This window comes from Haloparvum sedimenti, from assembly GCF_001462205.1.
Taxonomy (GTDB): Archaea; Halobacteriota; Halobacteria; order Halobacteriales; family Haloferacaceae; genus Haloparvum; species Haloparvum sedimenti.
Genome location: NZ_LKIR01000135.1, coordinates 279,968 through 303,632 on the forward strand (window position 1 = coordinate 279,968; position 23,665 = coordinate 303,632).

Genomic DNA, 23,665 nt, shown 5'->3' on the forward strand with positions numbered 1-23,665 from the left:
AGTTCACGGGGGGGATCTGAATGGGGGACGACGCGGCCGGCGGCGCCTCCTCGGTCCCCGAGACCGGCAACAGCGAGGCCATCGCGGCGGCGTTCGCCGACGGGCCGGCGTTCATCCCGTATCTCGCGGTCGGCGACCCGAGCTACGAGGCCTCGCTGGCGTACGTCGAGGCGCTCGACCGCGGCGGCGCGGACGTCATCGAGCTCGGGCTCCCCTTCTCGGAGCCGGTCGCGGAGGGACCGACGATTCAGGGCGCTGTCGTCCGCGCGCTGGAGGCGGGGATGACCCCCGACCGCTTCTTCGAGTTCGTCGAGGCGGTCGAGACCGACGCGCCGCTGGTCTGTATGACCTACTACAACCTGATCTACCAGTACGGCGACGAGCAGGGACCGCGCCCCTTCGTCGAGCGGGCGGCCGCGGTCGGACTCGAGGGGCTCGTCGTCCCCGACCTCCCGGCCGAGGAGGCGGACCCCCTGCGCGCGGCCTGCGACGAGTTCGGGCTCGACCTGGTGTTCATCGTCGCACCCACCACCCGCGGCGAGCGGCTGGAGCGCATCATGGAGCGCGTCTCCGGCTACGTCTACGTCCAGGCCAGGCTCGGCACCACGGGCGCGAAGACGGACGTCTCCGACCAGACCGAGGAGAGCCTCGCGCGCCTTTCCGACTGGGACGTGCCCAAGGCGGTCGGCTTCGGCATCTCCGCAGGCGACCACGCCGAGCGCATCGTCGCGGCCGGCGCGGACGGCATCATCGTCGGCTCCGCGCTCGTCGACATCGTCGCCGAGGGGGTCGAGAAGGACCTACCCGTCGAGGAGGTCGCCGACCGCCTGGAGGCGCTCTCGCGCGAACTCGCGGCCGGCGCCGCGCGCGGGTACGAGCAACGGTCGCCGTCACCGGAAGCCCGATAGCGTCGCACCGAACGAAAGCCACTTATCCACGTTTGCCACAGTCTCACACAACCGACCGTCGGAGGCCCCGGCGGACCCACCGCGACACACACCAGCACACACCATGACAGCAGGACTCTCCGCACGACTCGAGCGCATCTCCACGAACGACCGCTACCTCATCGTCCCGATGGACCACGGGATCACCATGGGCGCCGTCACCGGGCTCAAGGACATCGAGGCCACCATCGACGGCGTCACCAGCGGCGGCGCGGACGCGGTGCTCACCCAGAAGGGCATCGCCGACCGCGTCCACCCGAACAAGAACGACGCCGGCTACATCGTCCACGCGAACGCGTCGACGACCATCGGTCCCGACGAGCAGGACAAACGCGTCACGGCCACCGCCGAGGAGGCGGTCCGCGCGGGCGCGGACGCCGTCTCCTTCCACATCAACGTCGGCTCCGACTACGAGCCGAAACAGATCGAGGACCTGGCGGAGCTGACCGACGACGCCGACCGGCTCGGACTTCCGGTGCTCGCGATGGCGTACGCCCGCGGCCCCGGCGTCGAGGGCGACGACCCCGAGGCGCTGGGCCACGCCGTCCGGCTCGCGGAGGAGTTGGGCGCCGACGTGGTGAAGACTGGCTACTCCGGCGACGGCGACTCCTTCCAGCACGTCTGCGAGTCGACGCGGCTTCCGGTCGTCATCGCCGGCGGCTCGAAGGGGACCGACCGCGAGACCGTGGAAATGGTCCGCGGCGCGATGGACGGCGGCGCCGCGGGCGTCTCGATGGGCCGGTCGATCTTCCAACACGAGAGGCCGGAGGCCATCGCGCGCGCCGTCAGCGCCGTCGTTCACGAGGACCGCGACGTCGAGGACGCGCTGCGGGCGGCCGGGCTGGTCGAGGCGTAGGGCGTCGTAACGAGCACGGTCGGACCGTTTCGGCCCACGCTCCGCAGTACGTGTGAGACTGTTCTGTATCTGCTGCTGGCCCTGTTGACCGGGGTCGAAACACCCAGAAAGCCCCAGCCGGCTCTCCCTCATACAGAAATCGTTCTGTCGTAGATCCTGCTGATCTGGACAGCAACACCCAGAAAGCCCCAGCCGGCTCGACCCGCCGGGCCTCGCTGCGCGCTCGCGTCTCTCCGCAACACCCGACGCGAGTGCTTGCGTCGTCCGGGCGGGATCGAGCCGGCTGCCCCTTTCAGTCCCGCCCCGCACCGCGACCGCAGCCTCGCACCTCCCCAACCTCGCCGCAGTCGCGGTCGCGCGACCGCACCGCGCCGCTGCGCGACCGCGACCGCAGGCTCCCTCGCACGCGTTTCTCGCGCGCGCCGACAGCACAGCACCGACACAGCACCGCCCCAGCGCCGCCCACGACCCGTCCCAGCACCACCACAGCATCCCGGCCGCACCGGCCTGCACCTTCCGCAGTTTTGAAGCCACGCGGCCGCGACCCTCCGGTAATGACGCGCACCGTCTGGGTCAAGGCCGACGACGCCGTCGGCGACTGGGAGGACCGGAAGCGGCGGATCACCGCGGGCATCGAGGCCGGCGTCGACTGGGTGCTCGTGGACGAGGGGGACGTCTCCCGGGTCCGCGAGCTGGGCGACGTGAACGTGGCGGCGTTCCGCTCGGACGCGGACGTGGTCGACGCGGCCGAGCCCGAGGGGGAGGCCGACCTCTACTTCGTCGGCAAGGACAGCGAGGGCGACGGCACCATCGACCTGCCCGACGACTTCTCCGGCTCCGCGGACCTGACGACGCTCCGCCGCCGCGACGACCGCGCCCAGGGCGCGTACGTCCGGATCCTCGACACCGAGTACGAGGCGTTCGCCGAGGAGGCCGCGGCCGAGGCCGACTACACCGTCGTCATCGGCGAGGACTGGACGATCATCCCGCTGGAGAACCTGATCGCCCGCGTCGGCGAGGAGACGCACCTGATCGCGGGCGCGACCACCGCCGCGGAGGCCCGGACGGCCTTCGAGACGCTGGAGACCGGCGCCGACGGCGTCCTGATCGACTCGGACTCCCCGGACGAGATCCGCGGGGCCGTGGAGGCCCGCGACGCCGCCGAGCGCGAGCAGCTGGAGCTCACCTACGCCGAGGTGCTGGAAGTGGAGCCGACCGGCATGGCCGACCGCGTCTGCATCGACACCGGCAGCCTGCTCGAGCACGACGAGGGGATGCTCGTCGGCTCGATGTCGCGCGGGCTCTTCTTCGTCCACGCGGAGACCGCGGAGTCGCCGTACGTCGCCTCCCGCCCGTTCCGAGTCAACGCGGGCGCGGTCCACGCGTACGTCCGCACCCCCGACGGCGGAACGAAGTACCTCGCGGAGCTGCAGTCCGGCGACGACGTGCAGGTCGTCGACACGGAAGGGCACACCCGCGAGGCCATCGTCGGCCGCGTGAAGATCGAGAAACGGCCCATGTTCCGCGTCGAGGCCGAGGTCGAGACCGCGGAGGGGACCGACCGTGTGGAGACCCTGCTCCAGAACGCCGAGACGATCAAGGTCCCGACCCGCGGGGGCCGCGTCGCGGTCACGGACCTCGAACCCGGCGACGAGGTGCTCTGCTACTACGAGGACGTGGCGCGGCACTTCGGCGAGACCGTCGAGGAGTCGATCATCGAGAAGTAGCGACCCGCGGACGAAATCCGTTTCACCCTCCGCCGCCAACCCGGGGCAAATGGACCGCGAGACCGCCGTCGACCGCGCCGCCTCCGTCGTGGAGACGGTCGCGACCGAGACGATGCCCGTCCCCGTCCGCGAGGTGTGGGTGTACGGCGACGTGGCGCTCGGGCTCGACCCCGTCGAGCGCCTCGACGTGTACGTGACCAAGGACGTGCTGTTCGGCGGCGGTCGGGGCGGCGCCGATGCGGCGGCGACCGCGGGCGGCGATGCGTCGGCGACGGCGGGCGACGACGGCGCCGTCGACGCGACCGACTTCGAGGCCGAGTACGGCGTGAAGGGGATCGGCAGCACCGTCCGCGCGGAGTGGGCGGCCGCCCACCCCGAGTGGATCCGGGCGAGCGACAACGGCTACGCGGCGCCCGAGAAGTGCCTGGCCGCCCACCTGCTCGACGGGGTCACGGAACCGGTTCACCTCGAGGTCTGCAACACGGGGTTCGGCGACAACGTGACCCAGCGGCTCCGCGGCGCGCTCGTGCGCGAGGCGTACGACGAGGTGCTCGACCCCCGCGGCGTCTGCCTGTGGGCGGAGGGGCAACGCGACCCGGAGGCGTTCGAGAAGCTTCGCGAGGGGTCGTTCGCCATGCCGACGCTTGAGGCGGCGCTCGAGGGGATGGGCGCCGACCCCGAGGCGGCGGCCGCGGCCGCCGAGGCCGTGACCGCCGAACGCGCGGAGAGCGAGGGGACCTCGGTGCGCGGCGACGTGGTCTGAGACGGGACCTCTGAGCCTCCGAGTGGTCCAAAAACCGCCGGCGCTCAGACGTGTTCGTCGAGGAACTCCACGACCGCGCGGTACGCCTCCTTGCGGTTCTCCAGCTTCGAGAAGCCGTGGCCCTCGTCCTCGAAGATCAGCTTCCGGACCGGCACGTCCCCCTCGCGGGCGCCCTCGACGATGCGCTCGGCCTCGCCGACCGGGACGCGCGGGTCGTTCGCGCCGTGGAGGACGAACAGCGGCGCGGCGATGCGGTCGACGTTGTTGACCGGCGAGATGGACTCCAGGAACTCGCGGTCCGCCTCGAGGCTGCCGTACTCGGCCTCGCGTAGTGACCGGCGCCAGTCGCCGGTGTTCTCGAGGAAGGTGACGAAGTTCGCGATGCCGACCACGTCGACGCCCGCGGCCCACAGGTCGGGATACTCGGTCATCGCCGCGAGCACCATGAACCCGCCGTAGGAGCCGCCCATCGCCACGACGCGGTCGCGGTCGACCTCGGGGTGGTCGTGAAGCCACTCGACGCCGGCGCGCACGTCCCGCACCGAGTCCATGCGCTTCTCCACGTCGTCGAGCGCGGCGTACGCCTTCCCGTAGCCGGCGGAGCCGCGGACGTTCGGCTCGAACACCGCGTAGCCGTGGTTGAGCAGGTACTGCGTCACTCCCGCGAAGGAGGGCCGCCGCTGTGCCTCCGGTCCGCCGTGGATGTCCACGACGACCGGGTAGCCGCCCTCCGGCGGGTCAGTCTCCGGCACCGAGAAGAACGCCGGGATGTCGCGGCCGTCGAACGTCGGGTAGCGGACGAGCTCCGGGTTCACGAACGTCTCCGGCGGGATGCCGGCGGTGGAGGCGCTGGTCCACCGCTCCGTTTCGCCGGTGGTCACCTCCACGACGTACACGTTGCCGTTGTCCCCGCGCCCCGACGCCGAGACGGCGAAGCGGTTCCCGTCCGGACTCCAGCTCACTCCGCCAGCGACGCCCTCGGGAAGGTCCGGCTCCGGGAGCTCGTCGATCCGGTCGGGCGCGACGAGTTCGCCGACGGTCAGCTCCGTGTACCCCTCGACGTTGCGGGAGTAGACCAGCCGACGCGAGTCCTCGTCGATGCTGACGCCGTCGACGTTCCACCCGTCACCGTCCGCCACCACGTCCCACTCGCCGGTCTCAACGTCCAGCCGCTCCAGCCGGAGCGTGTCGGACTCGCGGTCGGTGACGCAGTAGACCGACTCGCCGTCGGGACCCCACTCGGCGCTCCCGTAGCGCACGTCGCCCTCGTGGGGCGTGAGGTGGCGGCGCTCGCCGCTCGCCACGCCGAGCGCGTGGAGATCCTGATCGAACGAGGAGTGCGCCTCGACGACGAGCAGGCGGTCGTCGCTCGGCGACCACCCGGAAAGCGAGAGCCAGCCGTCGCCCTCGTACACGAGGTCCGCGTCGCTTCCGGTCTCCTCGCGCCCCTGCACGTACACGTCGAAGACGGCCTCGTCCCGCCGGTTCGACGTGAACGCGAACCGGTCGCCGTCGCTCGTCCAGCCGCCCCACCGGTGCTTCGCCTCCGGGCGCTCCGTGAGGTTCGTTATCGCCCCGCTCGCGTAGTCGAGGCGGTACAGCTGCGCGCGCTCGTTGCCGCCCTCGTCCATGCCGAAGACGGCCTCGTCGCGCTCCGGCGAGGCGTCCACGAACGAGACGCCGTCCTCGAAGAACGTGTGCTGGTCGGGCCACGACTCCGGCGCGTCGAGCGACCAGACCTGCGCGGTGCCGGTCGTGTCGATCAGAAACGAGAGCCGCCCCTCGGGACCGAAGCTGGCCCCGCCGGCGCTGCGGACGTTGAGGTAGCGATCGACATCGTACTGCTCCATGCGAACCCTTCGCTCGCCCGGGTCAAACCCCTTCGGGTGGGCGAGGGTGCGACCGCCTCCCGGGTCGCCGCATCCCGCGGTCGCCGACGGCCACCGCATCCCGCGGTCGCCGACGGCCACCGCATCCCGCGGTCGGTCGCGACCGCGTCGCCGGAACCGCCGGCATTTATGTCGGGGCACGCGGTTGGCTCGGGCATGCGCGTCGCGTTCGTTTCGTTGTTCACCCCGCACCACGGGGAGACGCCGGCTCGGACCCGGACGCGACGGTTCGCCCGCCTGCTCGCCGACCGCGGCCACCGCGTGACGTGGCTGTGCGCGCAGTGGTGGGGCGGCGACCACGACGCCTTCGAGGAGGAGGGGATCACCTACCGGCGAGTGACTCGGGAGCCGGCGCCCGCCCGCTTCGCCGCGACACTGCCGGCGGCGCTCCGCCGGGCGAGCCCCGAACTCGTCCACGCGGTCAACAGTCCGCCCGGTGGCGCGGTCGCCGCGGAGCTCGCGGGGCGACTCCTCCGCGTCCCGGTGCTCGTCGACTGGTGGGACGACCGCCCGACCGACGCCGCGAGCCGCTACCGACTGGCCGCCCGCGGCGCGGACGCCGTTCTCACGCCCGCGAGAACCGTCAGAACTCGGGTATGGGAACACGGGGCCGGCGACGACGCGGTGACGGTGGTCCCGGAGAGCGTCGACTACGACGCGATCCGCGACGCGCCGGTCGACGACCGCTTCGACCTGATCTACTCCCGGCGGCTCGACCGGCACGCCAACGTGGAGACGTTCCTGCTGGGGCTCGCGGAGCTCCGCGGTCGCGACTGGAACGCGGCGGTGATCGGCGACGGTCCGGAGCGCGCGGCCGCCGAGCGAACCGCGAGCGACCTCCGGATCGACGACCGCGTGACGTTCCTCGGCGACCTGCCCGCCGCGGAGCGGATCCCCCTCTTCCGCGGCGCACACGTCGTCGCCTGGACCGCCACGCGCGAAACGTTCGCGTCCGACCTCCTGTGCGCGCTCGCGTGCGGCTGCGTCGGTCTCGTGGAGTATCAGGCCGGGTCCAGTGCACACGAGCTGGTCGAGGGACGAGAGCGGTCGAGCCTGGTCACCAGCCCGGCGGAGCTCGCGGCCGAGATCGCCGACGCGAGCTCGCTCGACCACCGGACCGTCGACGAGACATACGCCGAGTACGACCACGACGCGGTGCTGGAGACGGTCCTGAAGCGGTACCGGACGCTGCTGAACGAGGAGTCCTGACAGGAGTCCCGAACGCGGCAGAAATCGGCTTCTCCGCTCGGTGAGGCGGCTACTGGGCCGCGCCGCCGTCGCCGCCGTAGCTGATGAAGAAGAACGCGAGCCCGAGCGTCGCGACCATCGCGATGAACGTCGCCACGCCGAGCGCCTTCGCGGCGTCGGGGATGAAGACGGCGTTCGAGTCGCCGCCGCCCGTGTCCACCGTCGGGATGTCGCTGCCGACCGCGATCCCGCCGTGCATCCCGACCTGCTGGTGCGGGTCACACTGGTAGTGGGTGATGCCGGCGTCCTCCTCGCTGGTCTCGTACTCGAAGGTGTGGCCCTCTTCGCCGACGATCTCGCTCTCGAAGGAGGCGGGGCCGTCGACCGCGCTGACGTTGTGGTCGCCGCCCGAACCCGTCCACTCCCAGATGATCGTCGTTCCGGGATCGACCCAGATCTTCGTCGGGTCGAACGCCAGCCCGTCACCGGCGCCGACCGCGACCGTCACCTCGTCCTGTCCGCGGGCGTCCTGATAGCTGTTGACGTTGCCCTCCACGGCGCTCGGCCAGTCTGGCTCCTCCTCCTGAGCGGCCGCCGTACCGCTCGCACCGACCGCCGCGCCCGCCGCCGCGGCCCCGCCGGCAGTCCGCATGAACATGCGCCGGGAGACGTCGTCCGTACTCATACCTCCCGGTTGGCGACGCCCCGTAGTGAATACTTTGGTTCGCCCCTCGGACCGCTCCGGTCATTTATGACCCATGACGTGGCGAACCTGTCCCGTGACCTGAGAGGGGTTCCCGGCGCGTCGAGGCGGTCGCGCGGCGCGCCGCCGGGGACGCGGAGCGATGCGCCGCCTGCTCGCCAAACATCGGCCGTCTGCTCGCCATCGTCGAGCGGGCCGCCGGAGCGCCGCGGTCGGCCCCTCACTCACGGCGACCTACAGCGTGTAGTCGTTCTCGCCCGTCTCGGACTCCAGGAAGGCCGTCAGCAGGTCGATCGTCGCGTCCACGTCGTCGCCGTCCGCGGTCTCGGTTACCGTGTGGAGATACCGGGTCGGGATCGACAGCGCGCCGACCGGCTTTGCGCCCGCGCTGTTCTGGAACCCGGCGGTGTCCGTCCCGCCCGCGGGCAGCACTTCCGTCTGGTGCTCGATCCCCTCGCTCTCGGCCACGTCCCGGAGCCGCGCCGTCACCTTCGGGTTCGTGATCACCGAGGAGTCCTTCAGCTTGATCGCGGCTCCCTCCCCCAGTCGCGTCACTGCGTCGGCCTCGTCGGGGATCTGCGGCACGTCGTTCGCTACGGTCACGTCCAGCGCCACCGCGAGATCCGGGTCGATGTCGACGCCGAGCGCCTCGGCCCCGCGGAGGCCAACCTCTTCCTGGACGGTCGCGGCGAAGTGAACCGTCACTGCCGGCTCCTCGATCCGGCGGGCGGCCTCCAGCATCGCGAGGACGCAGACCCGGTCGTCGAGCGCCTTGCCGGTCACGCGGTCGCCCATCCGCGTGGTCGTCTGGTCGAGCGTCACGAGGTCGCCCACGTCGACCAGCTCCGCGACCGCGTCGCCCTCGCGCCCCACGTCGATGTAGACGTCGGAGACCTCGTCGTCCGCCTCGCGCTGCTCCTCCGTGAGCGTGTGCGGCGGGACCGACCCGATGACGCCGGTGAGGTCCTCCCCGTCGGTGTGGACCGTCACGCGCTGCGCGCGCAGGACGCGGGCGTCGAAGCCGCCGAGCGGGTCCACCTGCAGGAACCCCTCGTCGGTGACGTGTCTGACCATGAAGCCGATCTCGTCCATGTGAGCGGCGACGGCGACCGCGTAGTCGCTCTCGCCCTCGATAGTGCCGACGACGTTGCCCATCGCGTCGGAGCGAACGCGGTCGACGCTGTCCGCGAACTCGCGGCGAACGATCTCGCGAACGCGGTCCTCGTAGCCCGGGACGCCCGGCGCCTCGGTCAGCTCACACAACAGGTCGTCGTCGAAATCGAACGGCATACCCGGGCGTGGCGGCTCCACCGACATAATCGCGGAGGTTCCGGAACTCCCCCCGGATCCGGATCACGGGAGAAATGCAGAATGGGTTTATCGTTGTTCCGGAACGCTTTTGCGGTCCGTGGATGGACGTGGAGACATGACTGATGTCGAAGCCGAACTCCGCGCGCAGTTCCGCGACGCCTTCGAGGGCGCAGACTTCCCGGTCGACAGCCAGATGGACCTCGTTCCGGCGCTGCCGGACGGCCCCGCGACGAAGTTCGAAGCCGGCGACGTGAGCTTCACCGCGATGGAGCTCGCAGCCAAGCTGGGTAGCGAACAGGAGTTCCCCTACGCGGACGTCGACTCCCTCGTCGACGACGTCATCGAGGGGCTGAAGTCGCAGGGGATGCTCTGAAGCGAGGGTCCGAACGACCGGCTCCGTTTTCTCAGCATCGCCGACGGCCGCCGACGAGAGGTTCTTGAGCCCCGCGCCCGTATCGCGGGCGTGGTCGTCGACATCGTCCGACTCCTGCCGGCGTGGCTGCTCGTCGGCGTCGCGCTGGGACTGCTCGCGACCGGCGGCGTCGCCGCGACCTTCTACGCGGCCGACCGGCTGTCCCCGACCCGCGACCGCTCCAGCAGCGGCCCCCGCGTGGACGGCGCCGCACGCCGCCGGATGGAGGTGCGCGACTACCTCCGCTCCATCGGCGAGCGCGTTCGTGAAGGCGCCTCCGTCGCCGACGTCCGGGTCCCGTTTTACCTCCCCGAGCGCGAGGTGGCGGTCACCTTCGACGCACACGACTACTTCCGACTGCGCGAGGCGGGCGTCAGCGCCGTGCTCGCCGAGCACGAACTCCCCGGCCACTCGCTGGGGAGGCGGCTCCCCTTCGACGTGCCCGAACCGGAGCCGCGAGCGCGGCGGACGCCGGACCCGGTCGCGGCCGCGTTCGACGAACTCGGCGTTTCGCGAACCGCGGACGCCGCGGCAGTCAAGCGGGCCTACCGGGAGCGCGTCAAGGAGGTCCACCCCGATCAGGGGGGCGACGAGGCGACGTTCAGGCGCGTCCGCGAGGCGTACGCAACCGCGAGCGCGCACGTCGAGGCCGGGGATTCGATCGACTCGGTCCCCGAGCCTCGCGAGGCGCGGTGAGCACTTTTGTCGCTCCAGGTCCGACCTCCGGCCGTGAACACCGACACCGACTGCCTCGGCTGCGGGGAGCCCTTCGACTGGGGCGAGGAACGCTGTCCGGCGTGCGGCTGGGAGGTGGCCGACTGGCGTGAGCGCGGCAGGCACGGGCTCGCGGAGCCGGGTCACGGCGAACCGGAGGACGACGGCCCGGGAGCGGGTGGGGGTGGCCTCGGCGGCCTCGGTCCGATCCGGTAGAGGGCGTCGGGGTAGGATGTACCCTCGCCGACCTCACGCAGCGCCTCCGTGTGCCCCGTTCCTCACCGGTGCTACGGTCCGGACGTCTCCGAACCGTAGCGGGCCTCGTTGAGCGCGTCACAGACCGCTCCCTGTCCGTCCATGTTGACGCCGGCGAGCCGACAGCGCTTGTGGACGGTCTCGAACTCCGCGATCGGGATCGGGTCTGCCTCGGGCGTCAGGAACAGCCGGTCGCCCGGGTCGGTCACGTGTCCGCTTGCGGCCGCCTTCCCGAGGTACGACGCCACGGGGTCGCCGTCCGCGACGACCGTCACGCCGTCGAGTGCGACGCGCGCCCCGTCGTCCCGTACCTCCACGTCCGAGCGCCGCAGGGCGACGATCTGGTCGGGGTCGACGCCCGCGTCCAGCAGCGCGTTCATCGCGTCGTACTGGCGCGCGAGGCGGGCCTTGTCCGCGAGGGTGGCCCTGACCGACGCAACGCCGCCGGTCGCATCCGGGAACGTCTCGCCGAAGCCGTCACCGGCGTTGACCCCCGCGGTGATCTCCTCGTCGTGCATGTGGTCATGAAGCTCCACGCGCACCTCCCGGACCCACCCGAGCGCGTCGACCTCATCGCGGGCGTCGGCCGCCATCATCCATGCGAAGGCGGGCGAACACCACGCGGTCGGCAGCGTGAACGCGACGCGGACCCGCCCGTCCGAGACTTCGATCCGGTCGACGTAGTCGAGTTCGACGATGGACCGCGCGAGCTCGGGGTCCTCGACGCGGTCGAGCCGCCGGCGCACCGCCGCGACGTCGGGCGCGTCCGTCGCGTCCGCGGATCGCCCCGACATCAGTCCGCCGCCGTCCCGCCGCCGGCGTAGTGATCGGTCAGCCCGAACCGCTCGCTGACGCCGTCGTTCCGGAGTTCTCGCTTCTTCGCCTCGATGTCGATGTCGTAGAGGTCGGCGGCGTTCTCGCCCATCACCTTCCGCATCACGTCCGTCGAGAGCTCGGTCCCGTACTCGTCGCGTTGCTCGTCGGTGAGCTCGGCGTTCATCACCGTCTCGACCAGCCAGTCGGGGTCCCACAGCGCGTAGTCGGAGCCGAACAGGAGCCGGTCCTCGCCGAGCCAGAACAGGAGTTCACCCATCACCTCGCCGAACTTCCGCGGGCGGTTGACCGCCATCGGGGCGGCGACCGCGAGCCCGCCGTAGACGTTCGGCTCCTGTGCGGCGATCCAGCAGAAGTCGTCGAGCCGCGGCAGCCCGACGTGCTCGACCACGAAGTTGAGCTCCGGGAAGGAGGTCGCGGCGTCGTCCACGTCGGCGACGTCGAAGGCGTCGCGGTTGAGCGGCCGGATCGTCGGCCCCTTGTGTGGATGAATGTTCTCGATGCCGAGCTCCGAGCATTTCTCCAGGAACTCGAAGGCCGCCTCGCTGTCGAGTCGCCACCCCTTCGAGTCGCCGTACCACTCCGCCGTATAGAGTTTCACGCCGTCGATGTCGTACTCCTCCTTCTGTCGCTCCAGTTCGCGGAGGCCGGCCTCGCCCTCACGAGGGTCGAACCGACCGTTGACGATGAACCGCTCCGGGTGTTCGGCCGCGAGCGCCGCGTTGTCGTCGACCCTGTTGAACCCCTCGTCGTAGAACTCGTCGAGATGCGTCGGCTGGAAGATACCCATGTCCGCGGCCGCGTTGCCGAACAGGTCCTCGAGCATGCGATCGGCGCCGTACTTGCGGTACTCCTCCAGCGTCCACTGCTTCTCCTCCGGCGTGAACGCCGTGTGGTAGTCGTAGAAACACTGGATGAACTGTTCGCCTCCCTCGTGCACGATGTTCTCCTGGCTCGCGTCCCAGAAATGAACGTGGCTGTCGACGACGAAGATCTCCTCGCCGTCCTCCGTGCGATACATGCGGGTGTCTGTGTGTATTGCTACCTCATAACTATCATGGTCGTCCATGTTATTTCCCGGCCATGTCGTGTGTTGGAACGTAACGAACGTTTATACTGATCGTGGCCGACGTTCCGGTATGCGCGCCGCGAGACTCCACGAGTACACACACGACATGGGCGATGCGCTGGAGATCGACGAGGTGGATCGACCGACCGCGACCGGGACCGACGTGGTCGTCGAGGTGGAAGGCGCCGGGTGGTGCCAGACCGACAACCACGTCATCGAGGGCATGTGGGAAGAGTACGTCCCACAGGAACTCCCGCTCACTCTCGGCCACGAGAACGCGGGCACCGTCGTCGAAACCGGCGAGAGCGTGTCGGTCGTCGAGGAGGGGGACCGCGTCATCTGTCACCCGGTGATGACCTGTGGCACCTGCCGATCCTGCCGGCTCGGTGAGGACATGTACTGCGAGAACGTGCAGTTCCCCGGGCTGACTCACGACGGTGGCTTCGCGGAGTATCTCCTCACGAACGAGCGTGCGGTCATCCCGCTCCCGGGCGAGGTCGATCCGGCGGAGATCGCACCGCACGCGGACGCGGGCATCACCGCTTACCACGCGGTCAAGAAGGCGGCCGCGGAGCTGAACCCCGGCGACACCGCGGTCATCATCGGGGTCGGCGGGCTCGGCCACATCGGCGTCCAGTGTCTCGACGCCATGAGCGCCGCCGACATCGTCGCGCTCGACCTGAAGGCGTCCGCCCGCGAACTGGCGCTCGATCTGGGCGCGCGCCACGCGCTGAACCCGGCCAGCGACGACGTGGCCGCGGAGGTGGACGCCGTCAGCGACGGTGCAGGCGCCCAACAGATCATCGACTTCGTCGGCGCCGACGAGACGACGGGACTCGGGCCGGAGATCGGCGCCCCGGGCGGAGACCACCACGTCGTCGGCTACGGTGGACACGTCCACGAGCCCGCGCAGACGCTCGTGGATGGGGAATTCGCCTACCGCGGCACGCTCGTCGGCAAGTACACCGAGCTCCAGGAGCTCGTCGCCCTCGTCGACCGCGGCGACGTGGAGCTTCACACCAGCCGTTACGATTTGGCGGAGGTCAATCGCGTCGCGGAGCTTCTGGAGGCGGGCGAGATCGACGGCCGCGCCGTCATCGTCCCCTGAGGGGGGCGACCGCTACTCGGCCAACAGCTCCGCGACCGCGTCGCTCGCCGTCTGCCCGCTCGCCATCGCGCCCTGTATCGAGGACCACTCGGTGTAGTCGCCGGCCAGACACACCGGCCCCTCGGGGTCGTCGACGCTCGGCAGGTCCGTCCGGAACCCCGGGGGCTGCGCGAACTGCGCGAACGGAATCCGGTCGACGGCGAGCGGGTCCAACCCCCCGAAAGAGCGCTCGGGGAACCACGATGCGAGCGCCTCGCGGGTCGCCTCGTGGAGCGTCCCGTCGTCCGCGTCGAGTGCCGCCTCGTCGACGAACGTCGCGTTGATCAGCGCACGGTCGTCGGGCGCGTACGTCGGCGCGACCTCGGACATCGGAATCACCGTGTTCGGTCGATCGCCGCCCGCGTTGAGTAGGATCCGACCGCCGGTCTCGAAGGGGGCCCCCTCCGGAAGCGTGTACCACGCGGAGACGCAGCCGACGCCCTCCGTCGGGATCGACCCCACGTCCGTCAGCCGGCGTGCCGTCTTCGGGTCCGTGGCTACGACGACCGCGTCCGCGGCGTGGCCGGTGTCGTCCGCGAAGTAGACGGTCGCGTCCGCGCCGTCGGCGCTCCCTTCATCCTCGCTCTCCTCGCCGTCCTCGGCGTTGACCCGAACGACCTCTCGACCGGTCTCGATCCGGGCGCCGGCCTCCCTCGCGCGGGACGCCAACTGGTCGGGGACGGCCGCCATGCCGGCGGCCGGGACCGCGATTCCGCCACGGCTCATCGCGCGGAAGGTGTACTCGAACACCTGCGAGGAGGTCGAGAGGCTCCGGTCGAGCGTGATGCCGCCATAGAAGGGCTCGACGAAGCGCTCGACGTAGGCGTCGGAGAAGCCCCAGTCGTCGAGGTACGCGCGGATCGACTCGTCCGGTCCGACGAAGAACTCCACCTCCGGGCGCCGGAGGAGGTCGTGTCTGAGTGCGAGCGTCCGGAGCTTGTCGGTCAGCGGTATCTCGTGGTTCAGCGCGGACTCGACCGCGCGGCGAGGGTCCCGGATCGGGTCGGAGAGGACGGCTCGGGACCCATCGCGGCAGATCGTCGCGCCGGGCGCGAACCGCCGGAGGTCGAGCGCGTCGAGGTCGAGTTCCTCGCGGACCGCCGGGTAGGCGGTGAACAGCACCTGGAAGCCGCGGTCGAGCGTGAACCCGTCGACGGTCCGGCTCCGAACGCGGCCGCCGACGCGCTCGCGGCGCTCGAAGAGGGTCACGTCGCGGCCCCGCTCGGCCAGCCGGGCGGCCGCCGTCAGCCCCGCGAGCCCCCCGCCGACCACCGCGACCTCGGAGTCGTCGTCCATGTCCGCCGTTGGGGGCGCGGGGGCAAAAGTCCCGGCGGCACGCGGTAGTCCCGGCGGCGCGGGGTGGCGGTCCGCTCCCGCGGGGGAGCGAGTCGAGACGGGAAGGGCTTAGTCGCCGCTGTCACAAGGGGCGCGCATGGAGACGACGGACGCGTTCGAGGGGCTGGAGTGCCGGGACTGCGGCGCCGTCCACGACGCGACGACGGCCGGCCGGTGTCCGGAGTGTGACGGGTCGCTCGACCCGACCTACGACTACGGTGCCGTCGATTCGGCGGCGTTCCGCGAGGCTGCGGCCGGGCCCGCACGCGGCCGCGGCGTCGGGCGGTTCGACGCGCTGCTCCCGTTCCCGGCCGCGGCGCTTCCCGCGGCGGCCGAGGGGGGCACGCCGCTCGTGAGCGCCGACCGGCTCGCCGGCGAGCTCGGCGTCGGCGAGGTGCTGATAAAGGACGAGGCGCGCAACCCGACCGGGACGTTCCACGACCGCGGGATGTGTCTCGCGGTCGCGGCCGCGAGCGAGCACGCGGCGTCCCGCGACGTGGAGCCGCTCGCGGCCGCGACGCCCGGCAACTCCGGGCAATCGATGGCGGCGTACGCCGGCCGCGCGGGCCTGCGGTCGTACGCGTTCGTCCCCTCGCGGTGCGCCTTCTCGAACAAGGCGATGACGAACGTCCACGGCGGCGACATGCGCGTCGTCGGCGGGCGCTTCCCGGACGCCGCGGCGGCCGTCGACGAGCAGCTCGCGACCGAGTACACGGACCTGGGCGCGTTCACCACGCCGTACCGCCACGAGGGTGCGAAGACGGTCGCCTACGAGATCGCGGCGGACCGCGCGTGGGAGGTGCCCGACGCGGTCGTCGTCCCGACCAGCACCGGCGAACTGGTCGTCGGCATCGAGAAGGGGTTCCGCGAGCTCCGCGAGCTGGGCCTTCTCGACGCGATGCCGACGTTGGTCGCCGCCCAGCCCGAGGGGTGCGCGCCGGTCGCCGCGGCGCTGGACCGCGGTCTCGACGCGCCGGAGCCGTGGGAGACGCCCGACACGATCTGCGGCGAACTGGAGATCCCCGACCCCGCGGGCGGTGCGGCCGCGGTCGCGGCGGTCCGCGCGACGGGCGGCCGCGGCGTCACCGCGAGCGACGACGACATCCTCGAGAGCGCGGTGGCCGTCGCCCAAAACGAGGTGCTCGAGATGGGCGCCGCGGGCGGGGTCGCTCCCGCGGGCGCGTGGGACCTCGCACAGGAGGACTTCTTCGACCCGGACGACGAGGTCGTCCTGATCAACACCGAGAGCGGCGTGAAGACGCCCGACGTGCTCCGCAGTCACCTGATGGGCAAGGGGATCTGAGGGGACGTACCGCGTTAGCGTGATGTGAACGACGCCGTGAGGTGATTCTGTTGTGGAGCCGTGCTGTTGCGGTGCGGTGCTGTCGGCGCGCGCCGCGGCGACCGCTTCGCGTGTCGCCGCGACCGCGCGAGGGAGGCGGCGGCGCGGCCGCATTGCGGTGCGGTTCGCGGCCGCGCCGGCGCCGAGGCTGGGGAGGTGCGAGGCCTGCAGTGCGGCCGCGGGGCGGTGCGGGGCGGTCGCGGTGCTGGGTGAGACTGAACGGGGCAGTCGGCTCGATCCGACCCCGACGCCGTAAGCACCGCAGCGGGCTGTGTCTCCAGCGCGCTACTGCACGCTGGAGGCTAGCGCAATGTTGGTTGTCTCGCCAAGCGGGGAGCGAGGAGCGCAGCGCGTGTCGCGTTCCCGCGAGGCACGAGCGGGAGCCCGTGAGTCGCAGCCCGGCAGCCCGCCACTGCAGGCAGCCCGGACCGTCTCACGACGGCCGGTCGAGCCGGCTGGGGCTTTCGAGGTGTTGCTGTCCAGATCAATAACGTCTGCAACGGACACAGAAATAGCCCGACCACAGTCCCCAACACGGGGGTTCGCTCCGACTCACTCGCCCTCGGAGATCAGCCGATCAGCAACGGCAACGTCCCGGGGGCGGTTGACGTTCATCGCGAGCCGCCGGCCGGCTGCGCCCTCACGGACCCGAAGCCGGTCCGCGCCCTCGCCGACGACGTTCAGGCCGGTGGGGGCGAGCTCGCGGTCGTCCTTCTCCGCATCCTCTACCCCACCTCCCCCTGAGCCTGCGTCCGACGCCCGAAACGTCGTGTCCGCGCTGATGCCGAGCGACCGCTTCAGGCTCGCCGGCACGCAGACCGCGAGCGAGTCGCCCGCCGCGTGCGCGACCGCGTCGTCCACGTCCGCGGGCGCGAGGAGGGGAAGGTCCGCGGCGACCGTGACGGCGGGCGTTCCCACGCGCGAGATCGCGGCGTCGAGGTCCGCGACGTACCCCTCGCCGGAACCCTCGGTCACGCGGACGGGACGCGAGCCGTCTTCGTCGGAGCGGGCGGCCGTCGCTCGCTTCTCCAGGAACCCCGCCGTCGCGGGCGTGTGCGGGGAGGTGACCGCGTGAACGACCCCGACTCGCTCCGCGGCGAGCAGCGCGTCGAGGACGCGCGCGACCATCGGCTTGCCGGCGATCGGGAGCATCGGCTTCTCCGCGTCCCGGACCGCGGGCGGTGCGTCGCCGCCGGAGAGCCGGGTTCCACGCCCGCCACAGAGCAGGACCGCCGGGACCGGCTCGGGTACCGGCTCCGAGTCGTCCGTCACGTCAGCGCCCACGCGACCACCCCCATGTGGAGCGCGACCGCGCGCCCGAGCTCGTTCGCCGCGCCGATCAGGTCGCCGCTCACGCCGCCGACCCAGCGCTCGCTCCGCGCCAGCACCGCGAGCGCGACCGCCGGGCCAGCGAGCAGCGCCGCCGCGAGCGCCGGGAGCGCGCCGGTCGGCGGCGCGAGCAGGACCGGCGCGGCGACGACGACCGCCGGGACCGCCGAGAGCGGGCCGACGACACCGACGAGCTGTGAGCCGAGTCCCTCGTGGGCGGGCGCACCGAGACAGACGAGCAGCGCCATGCCGAGCTTCGCGCCGGCTTCGGCGGCGATGGCGATCCGGAAGGCCACGCCGGCGGCCGCGGCCGTGGTCGCGAGGCCCGCCGCGCCGAGCGTCAGCGCCGCGAGCGTCACCCCGAGCGCGAGCACGCCGCCGACGCCCGTCTCGGCGTCCTTCAGGACCGAATGCCGGCGCTCCGGGTCGTGGACGGCGAGCGCGTCGCCCAGGTCCGCGAGCCCGTCGGCGTGCGTGATTCCGCCGAGCAGGTAGAGTGCGAGGAGGTACGCCGCGACGGCGGTCGGTGCGGGAACCGGGAGCGCGAACGTGAGGCCGGCAACCGCTCCCAGAACCGCGCCGACCACCGGGAACGTCCACGGCGAGCGTCTGAACGCGTCCCAGTCCGCCGGCGTCGAACCTGGGATCGGGATCCGAGTCAGAAACCCGAACGCACCGCGGAGCGCGGGGACCGGTTCGGCGCGCCCGGTCGGCGTCGGCGTTCCCTCCGGGCCGGCCGCGGCGTCGGCATCGGCGTCGCTCATACGGCCGCGGTCACCCCCGCGATCGCGACAGCGGTCCAGCCCGCCCGCCCGACGAGCCGAACCCCGGCCGCCGCGGTCTCGGCGTCCGGCAGTTCGCGGTCGGGGTTCAGGTCGTAGGCGTCCGGCTTCCGGAGGCGAACGTCGAGCGCGGCGGCCGCGGTCGCCATCGGCCAGCCGGAGTTCGGCGAGGCCGGAATCCGGGCCCACTCTCGGGCCCGGACCACGGCCCCGGGCGAGCGGACCGCCAGTCCGAGACAGAGCGCGCTCGCGCGCGCCGGCAGCCACATGACCGCGTCGTCGAGCCGCGCGGGCGCCCGGCCGACCGGTTTCGACCGGTAGCCGAGCATCGAGTCGAGCGTGTTCACGCCCTTCACCCACGCCGTGGCGCCCGCGGCGAGCGGGAGCGCGAGAAACGGCGTGGAGGCGCCGAGAAGCGACGCTCCGGCCGCCGCGAACGCGAACGCCGCAAGCGGCGCGACCAGCCCGTCGGCGAGGTTCTCCGCGGCGCTCTCGACGGCCGTCGAGCGCACGTCCGCCGCGGACAGGGCGCTCGGATCGCGGCCAGCGAGCGACGGGAGCGCGTTCCGCGCTGCGTCGAGGTCAGAAACGGACAACGAGACGACCTCGCTCGCAGCGTCCAGCAGCATCCGCAGACTCGAACAGGAGAACAGCACCAGTCCGGCCAGCAGGCCGGCGACCGCGGTCGCGGCGGGGAGGGCGGAGAAGGCGGGGAGGACGGGGACCGCGGAGGTCCCGGAGACGACGGCGGCCACGAGAACTGCGCCGCCCCACACCGTTCCCGCGGCCGCCCCCGCGAACGCGAGGGGGAGCACTGCGGCCGCCAGGAGGCCGGCGAGCGCGGAGCTGCGGAAGCGCCGGTCGACGGCGCCGACGATCTTTCCGAGCCAGACGACGGGGTGCAGGCGCGCCGGCGGCTCGGCGAACAGCCGGTCCAGGACCACCGCGAGCGCGACCGCGGCGGCGGCCGCGGCGGGCACGCTACGGCGCCTCCAGTCGCTCCGGGAGCCGCGCGAGGGGCGTCTCGGTCACGTCGACGAACCGGCCGCCGAGGTCGGCGACCGCGCCGTCGACAGCGGGCTCGTCGCCGACGTGGATCAGCGCCGCGGTCGCGACGCCCAACTCGTCGGCGACGCGCTCGAACGCCTTCCGGTGGGGCTTGCGCCAGCCGCAGGCGACGCTCGAGACGACGGCGTCGAACTCGTCGCGGAGGTCCGCCCGGATCAGCGTTCTCGGGACGAGCTCGGGGACGGAGCAGTTCGAGAGCAGGCCGACTGGACCGCGTTCTGCGGCGCTTCGCACGGCCGCGTGCGCGCCCTCGCGGACGGTCACCTCGGGGTCGAACGCCGCGACGACCGCGTGTCTGGCGACGTTCTCCGGCGCGTCGACGCCGCGGGACGAGAGCGCCCGGGCGACGTGTGCTGGGAGGGGAACCTCGGCACCCTCCGGGGCGTCGACGTGTCGCTCCCCGTAGGCGACGTGCCAGTCGTCGGGAACGGCCACGTCGCGCGCCTCCAGCTCCCGGGCCACCGCCTCGGCCGGGTCCGCCGGGTAGGCGACGTCGACGAGCGTCCCGAACAGGTCGAACGTTACGGCCACGTTGCCCGCAGTAGGTGGAAGGTCGGGTTGAACTTGTCGGTCAGATCGGCCCTCCGCGGTCGACGGCTCGCATTTATCGACCCTCGCCGTCGAGCGTCTCGGTCAGCACGCGCCGCCAGTTGCGCCACGCGACCTTCTCGATCTCGGGCTCGTCGTAGCCGCGCTCGCGGAGCGCGTCGAGCAGGTCGCGGAGTCCGGTCACGTCCCCGACCGCGTCCGTGATCGAGGCGCCGTCGAAGTCCGAGCCGAGCGCGACCGCGTCGACCCCGGCCGCATCGACCATCGCGTCAACGTGATCGACGACCGTATCGAGGCCGACGGTCGCGTCGCGGTCGCCCTCCGGGTGGAGGTAGCCCGTACCCAACGTGAGCCCGACGACGCCGTCGCGGTCCCCAACCGCCCGGAGCTGCTCGTTGGTGAGGTTCCGGCTGGAGGGACAGACCGCGTGCGCGCAGGCGTGACTCACGACCGGCGGGTCGTTGGAGGCGTCCAGCACGTCCCAGAAGCCGGCGGCGTTGAGGTGCGCGCAGTCGACGACCATCCCGCGCTCGTTGCACGCGCGGACGAGGCGCTCGCCGGCGTCGGTCAATCCTGGACCCGTGTCCGGGGACGCGTCGTGCAGAAAGGGGACGCCCTCGGCGAAGGCGTTCGGTCGCGACCAGACGAGGCCGACCGAGCGCAGCCCCGCGGCGTACAGCAGGTCGAGGTTCGACAGGTCGGGCTCGATCGCGGCCGCCCCCTCGAGGTGGGGAACTGCGCCGACGACGCCTCGCGCGTCCGCGTCGACGGCCGCGGCCGCAGCCTCCAGACACGCGTCGAGGTCCGCACCGTCACCGATCAGTCGGAAGCGGTCGCTCGCGCGGTCCCAGCGGTGGAGCGCGGCGAGTTGCTCGAAGACGACCTCGCGGGCGACCGCGGGGCCGACTGCGGGCGGCGTCTCCCCCGCCGCGTAGTCGACCGACCCCTCCGCGAAGGCGGGGTCCGCGGCGTTCGGGACGAAGGTGGCGAACAGCCCCGCCGCGAGCCCCGTCTCCAGCGCCCGCGGGAGGTCGAGGTGGCCGCCCGCGCCGCCATCCAGAAACGCCGCGTCCACGTCCGGGGCGTTCGCGGGGGCGACCCCGGCCTCCGCGGCGGTCTCGGTCCGTCTGTCCTCGTCGGTGCAGCGCAGGACCGTGTCGTTGTGGCCGTCGATCAGGGGGACGCGCTCGCCGTCGATGTCGAGGTCCGCACGACGCCCCGCCATTCAGATCGTGTTCGACTCGATGTCGCGCGGGAAGTGCGTCAGCCACTCGACGCCGGTCTCGGTGATGGCGATGGTGTCGGAGTGGCGGTAGCCGTACTCGTCGGTGTAGATCCCCGGCTCGATGGTGTAGATGTGGCCCGGCGCCATCTCGACGTCCGCGCCGTCGTAGCGCTCGTCCCAGCCGCGGTCGATGTACGGCGGTTCGTGGCCGCCGAGGCCGATGTTGTGGCCGGTGTGGTGCTGGAGGAGGTCCGTGATCCCCTGCTCGTCCGCGTACGCGAACACCTGCTCGTCGACGTACGAGACCGGGACGCCTGGCCCGAGCGCGTCGATGGCGACGTCCTGGGCCTCCGTCATCAGTTCGAAGTAGTGTTCCTGCTCGTCGGTGTAGTCGCCGACGAACATGGTGCGTTCCAGTTCGGAGTTGTAGCCGTCGACGTTCGCGGACGCGCCCGTGATCAGCACGTCGCCCTCCGCGAGGCGCTCGTTGGGCGTATGTCCGTGCGGGAGCGCGGTCTCGGCGCCGGAGATGTAGCCGGCGTGAACCGGGCCGCTCCCCCGGACGCGCACGCTGTAGGTGTCCCCGAGCGCGTCCAGCATCGCGCGCGAGGCGTCCGTCGACGCCCGCTGTGAGACGGTCGCGGGGTGGGCGCCGACCTCGGTGTAGTCCGCGAGGTAGCGGTGGCCGAGGTTCGCCCACTTGGCCGATTCGCGGACGAGGTCGACCTCCGCGTCGGTCTTCTCCCAGCGCATGCGGTCAACCCACGACTGCGTCTCCACGTCGAGGAACTCCGACAGCGCCGGCCCCTCGTAGCCCATCACGCCCGGCGCGCCGTCGCCGTCGGCCGCGACCGCCGAGACGTCGAGCCCCCGGAGCATCTCCACCGCGGTCTCGATGGGCTCGCCGCCCGGATAGTCGAAGTAGTGGTGCACCGCGTCGATCCGGGGGTTCGGCTCGACGCGCTCGACCTCCAGCCGGGGGACCGTCACCGCCACGCGGTCGTCGGTCACCGCGAGCACGACCGGGCGCTCGGTCTGGATGTGGTGGAAGCCGGTGAGGTACTCGATGCTGGTCGCGCCGAACCAGACGCCCGCGTCCGCGTCCGTGTCCGCGAGCTTGCCCCGGATCTCCGCAAGCCGGGCGTCGAACTCCGTCTCCGGAAGCCGTGTTGCCATACCGCCCGGATCCGCGACCGCGGAGTAAAAACGTGGGGAACCGGCCCCGAACGCCCCTTCGACGAGAGGCCTCGATACTTAGTGGAGCGGGCTGATCAAGAAGTGTCTGTTTTCTGTCTCAGAAAGCGTGCTGCTGCACTCATCGTCAACACCGAGAAAGTCCTTGGCCGCTCGCTGTACGGTGGCTTTTGCGTGATCAAGTGTTCTGCTTCGTTCACCGCGAACACTCAGAAAGCCCTCGACCGCTCGCGGGCGCTCAGCGACATATCGGCGCCTCTCCACACCGCCCGGCGCCGATAGGGGTCGTCTGAGCGCCCGCGACCGGCCTCGCCCTTTCAGTCCGCCAGGGCGTCATTTGTAGGGTCGGTCGTCGCGCCCGGTCGATCGGTGGTTCTCGATACCGGCTGTCGAGGCACGCGTGGCCTCACACCTCCCCAGCCTCAGCCGCCCGCGGCCTTCGCGTTGCTCCGGCCGCGGCCGGGCTTCCCTCGCGCGCGTCGGGGTCGCGCGCGCCAAGTGCGGGACAGCCGGCGAGCCGACGTGTCGAACAACGAGCGATCACGCTGCACTCACGGCGGGAGTTCTACCCGATGCGCGAAAAACGTTCGTCCGGCGGTGGTGCGGTGCTGTGCGGTGCGGTTGGCGCGCGTCGCGGCGACCCTGTGTCGCCGCGACCGCGCGAGGTCGCCAGCGCGCTACTGCACGCTGGCTGCTCGAAAATCTCCGATTTTCGGTGGAGGCGGCGGCGCGGCCGCCTGCTGTGCGGTGTCGCGGCCGCGCCGCCGCCGAGGTTGGGGAGGTGCGAGGCTGCTGTGCGGGGCGGTTGCGGTGCGGTGGGTGGGACTGAAAGGGGCAGCCGGCTCGAGCCCGCCCCGACGACGCTCTCGCGAGCCTGCCGAGCGAGAGTCAGCAAGTCGCAGCCCGGACCCGTCCGTCGGGCTGTGCCGAGAGACGCAACGGAACGCCCGGACCGTCTTGCCAGACAAGCACCGCAGCGGGCTGTGCGGAGAGCGAGGAGCGCAGCGAGGCCCGGCGCGGTCGAGC

22 protein-coding genes are annotated in these 23,665 nt (G+C 71.8%); 10 read left to right on the top strand and 12 right to left on the bottom strand.

The window, feature by feature from the left end; translation table 11 throughout:
- Positions 1-20: 20 nt before the first annotated feature.
- From trpA to AN233_RS13400, 4 genes are all read left to right on the top strand, one after another.
- Positions 21-908: a tryptophan synthase subunit alpha gene (trpA, locus tag AN233_RS13385; RefSeq protein WP_058367273.1), complete on the top strand. Its 888-nt coding sequence runs from the start codon at positions 21-23 to the stop codon at positions 906-908.
- A 103-nt stretch (positions 909-1,011) separates the two neighbouring features.
- Positions 1,012-1,803, top strand: coding sequence for a 2-amino-3,7-dideoxy-D-threo-hept-6-ulosonate synthase (locus tag AN233_RS13390; protein WP_058367274.1), 792 nt, complete (start codon positions 1,012-1,014; stop codon positions 1,801-1,803).
- 554 nt (positions 1,804-2,357) lie between these two features.
- Positions 2,358-3,530, top strand: a complete 1,173-nt coding sequence (locus AN233_RS13395) for a 3-dehydroquinate synthase II (RefSeq protein ID WP_058367275.1) — start codon at positions 2,358-2,360, stop codon at positions 3,528-3,530.
- Between the two features lie 49 nt (positions 3,531-3,579).
- Positions 3,580-4,293, top strand: coding sequence for a DUF7095 family protein (locus tag AN233_RS13400; RefSeq protein ID WP_058367276.1), 714 nt, complete (start codon positions 3,580-3,582; stop codon positions 4,291-4,293).
- 44 nt (positions 4,294-4,337) lie between these two features.
- Here AN233_RS13400 and AN233_RS13405 read toward each other — a convergent pair whose 3' ends face one another.
- Positions 4,338-6,143: a S9 family peptidase gene (locus tag AN233_RS13405; protein ID WP_058367277.1), complete on the bottom strand. Its 1,806-nt coding sequence runs from the start codon at positions 6,141-6,143 to the stop codon at positions 4,338-4,340.
- A gap of 195 nt (positions 6,144-6,338) precedes the next feature.
- Between AN233_RS13405 and AN233_RS13410 the strand changes: the two genes are divergently transcribed.
- Positions 6,339-7,391 carry a glycosyltransferase family 4 protein gene (locus AN233_RS13410; RefSeq protein ID WP_058367278.1) on the top strand — a complete coding sequence of 351 codons (1,053 nt, stop codon included), beginning with the start codon at positions 6,339-6,341 and terminating at the stop codon, positions 7,389-7,391.
- 49 nt (positions 7,392-7,440) lie between these two features.
- On the opposite strand, the gene AN233_RS13415 is transcribed toward AN233_RS13410, so the two are convergent.
- Positions 7,441-8,055, bottom strand: coding sequence for a halocyanin domain-containing protein (locus AN233_RS13415; protein ID WP_058367279.1), 615 nt, complete (start codon positions 8,053-8,055; stop codon positions 7,441-7,443).
- Positions 8,056-8,307: 252 nt separating this feature from the next.
- Complete coding sequence (locus tag AN233_RS13420; protein ID WP_058367280.1) at positions 8,308-9,363, bottom strand: M42 family metallopeptidase; 1,056 nt, start codon at positions 9,361-9,363, stop codon at positions 8,308-8,310.
- A 136-nt stretch (positions 9,364-9,499) separates the two neighbouring features.
- Here AN233_RS13420 and AN233_RS13425 point away from each other — a divergent pair, with 136 nt between their 5' ends.
- The 3 genes from AN233_RS13425 to AN233_RS13435 all read left to right on the top strand — a co-directional run bounded on the left by AN233_RS13425 (position 9,500) and on the right by AN233_RS13435 (position 10,726).
- The gene (locus AN233_RS13425) at positions 9,500-9,757 is read left to right on the top strand and encodes an MTH865 family protein (RefSeq protein ID WP_058367281.1); all 258 of its coding nucleotides are present in this window, start codon (positions 9,500-9,502) and stop codon (positions 9,755-9,757) included.
- Positions 9,758-9,847: 90 nt separating this feature from the next.
- A complete protein-coding gene (locus AN233_RS13430; RefSeq protein WP_058367282.1) occupies positions 9,848-10,492 on the top strand; it encodes a J domain-containing protein in 645 nt (214 codons plus the stop codon).
- Positions 10,493-10,525: 33 nt separating this feature from the next.
- Positions 10,526-10,726, top strand: coding sequence for a hypothetical protein (locus AN233_RS13435; protein WP_058367283.1), 201 nt, complete (start codon positions 10,526-10,528; stop codon positions 10,724-10,726).
- Between the two features lie 71 nt (positions 10,727-10,797).
- Here the strand turns inward: AN233_RS13435 and AN233_RS13440 are convergent, their stop codons facing one another.
- Together AN233_RS13440 and AN233_RS13445 are read right to left on the bottom strand one after the other, a co-directional pair.
- On the bottom strand, positions 10,798-11,559 hold the full coding sequence (locus tag AN233_RS13440) for a metal-sulfur cluster assembly factor (RefSeq protein WP_058367284.1): 762 nt from the start codon (positions 11,557-11,559) through the stop codon (positions 10,798-10,800).
- Positions 11,559-12,620 (bottom strand): amidohydrolase family protein, encoded by a 1,062-nt coding sequence (locus AN233_RS13445; RefSeq protein WP_058367285.1) that lies wholly within the window; start codon positions 12,618-12,620, stop codon positions 11,559-11,561. Before AN233_RS13445 ends, AN233_RS13440 begins: the two co-directional genes overlap by 1 nt.
- A 118-nt stretch (positions 12,621-12,738) precedes the next feature.
- Between AN233_RS13445 and AN233_RS13450 the strand changes: the two genes are divergently transcribed.
- Positions 12,739-13,776: an NAD(P)-dependent alcohol dehydrogenase gene (locus tag AN233_RS13450; protein ID WP_058367286.1), complete on the top strand. Its 1,038-nt coding sequence runs from the start codon at positions 12,739-12,741 to the stop codon at positions 13,774-13,776.
- Positions 13,777-13,788: 12 nt separating this feature from the next.
- Here AN233_RS13450 and AN233_RS13455 read toward each other — a convergent pair whose 3' ends face one another.
- Complete coding sequence (locus tag AN233_RS13455) at positions 13,789-15,111, bottom strand: NAD(P)/FAD-dependent oxidoreductase (RefSeq protein WP_058367287.1); 1,323 nt, start codon at positions 15,109-15,111, stop codon at positions 13,789-13,791.
- 136 nt (positions 15,112-15,247) lie between these two features.
- On the opposite strand from AN233_RS13455, the gene AN233_RS13460 reads away from it, so the two are divergent.
- Positions 15,248-16,453 (top strand): pyridoxal-phosphate dependent enzyme, encoded by a 1,206-nt coding sequence (locus AN233_RS13460; RefSeq protein WP_058367288.1) that lies wholly within the window; start codon positions 15,248-15,250, stop codon positions 16,451-16,453.
- Between the two features lie 591 nt (positions 16,454-17,044).
- Here the strand turns inward: AN233_RS13460 and AN233_RS13465 are convergent.
- The 6 genes from AN233_RS13465 to AN233_RS13490 form a co-directional block, all read right to left on the bottom strand.
- Positions 17,045-17,776, bottom strand: a complete 732-nt coding sequence (locus AN233_RS13465) for an NTP transferase domain-containing protein (protein ID WP_245626076.1) — start codon at positions 17,774-17,776, stop codon at positions 17,045-17,047.
- Positions 17,761-18,585, bottom strand: a complete 825-nt coding sequence (gene cobS, locus AN233_RS13470; protein WP_080508471.1) for an adenosylcobinamide-GDP ribazoletransferase — start codon at positions 18,583-18,585, stop codon at positions 17,761-17,763. The genes AN233_RS13465 and cobS overlap by 16 nt, the downstream gene beginning before the upstream one ends.
- Positions 18,582-19,583: a CobD/CbiB family cobalamin biosynthesis protein gene (locus tag AN233_RS13475; RefSeq protein ID WP_058367290.1), complete on the bottom strand. Its 1,002-nt coding sequence runs from the start codon at positions 19,581-19,583 to the stop codon at positions 18,582-18,584. The genes cobS and AN233_RS13475 overlap by 4 nt, the downstream gene beginning before the upstream one ends.
- Position 19,584: 1 nt before the next feature.
- On the bottom strand, positions 19,585-20,202 hold the full coding sequence (locus AN233_RS13480) for an HAD family hydrolase (RefSeq protein WP_058367291.1): 618 nt from the start codon (positions 20,200-20,202) through the stop codon (positions 19,585-19,587).
- 73 nt (positions 20,203-20,275) lie between these two features.
- Entirely contained in the window at positions 20,276-21,445 is a 1,170-nt protein-coding gene (locus AN233_RS13485; RefSeq protein ID WP_080508472.1) for a dipeptidase, read from the bottom strand.
- Complete coding sequence (locus AN233_RS13490; RefSeq protein ID WP_058367292.1) at positions 21,446-22,621, bottom strand: M24 family metallopeptidase; 1,176 nt, start codon at positions 22,619-22,621, stop codon at positions 21,446-21,448.
- Positions 22,622-23,665: the final 1,044 nt, after the last annotated feature.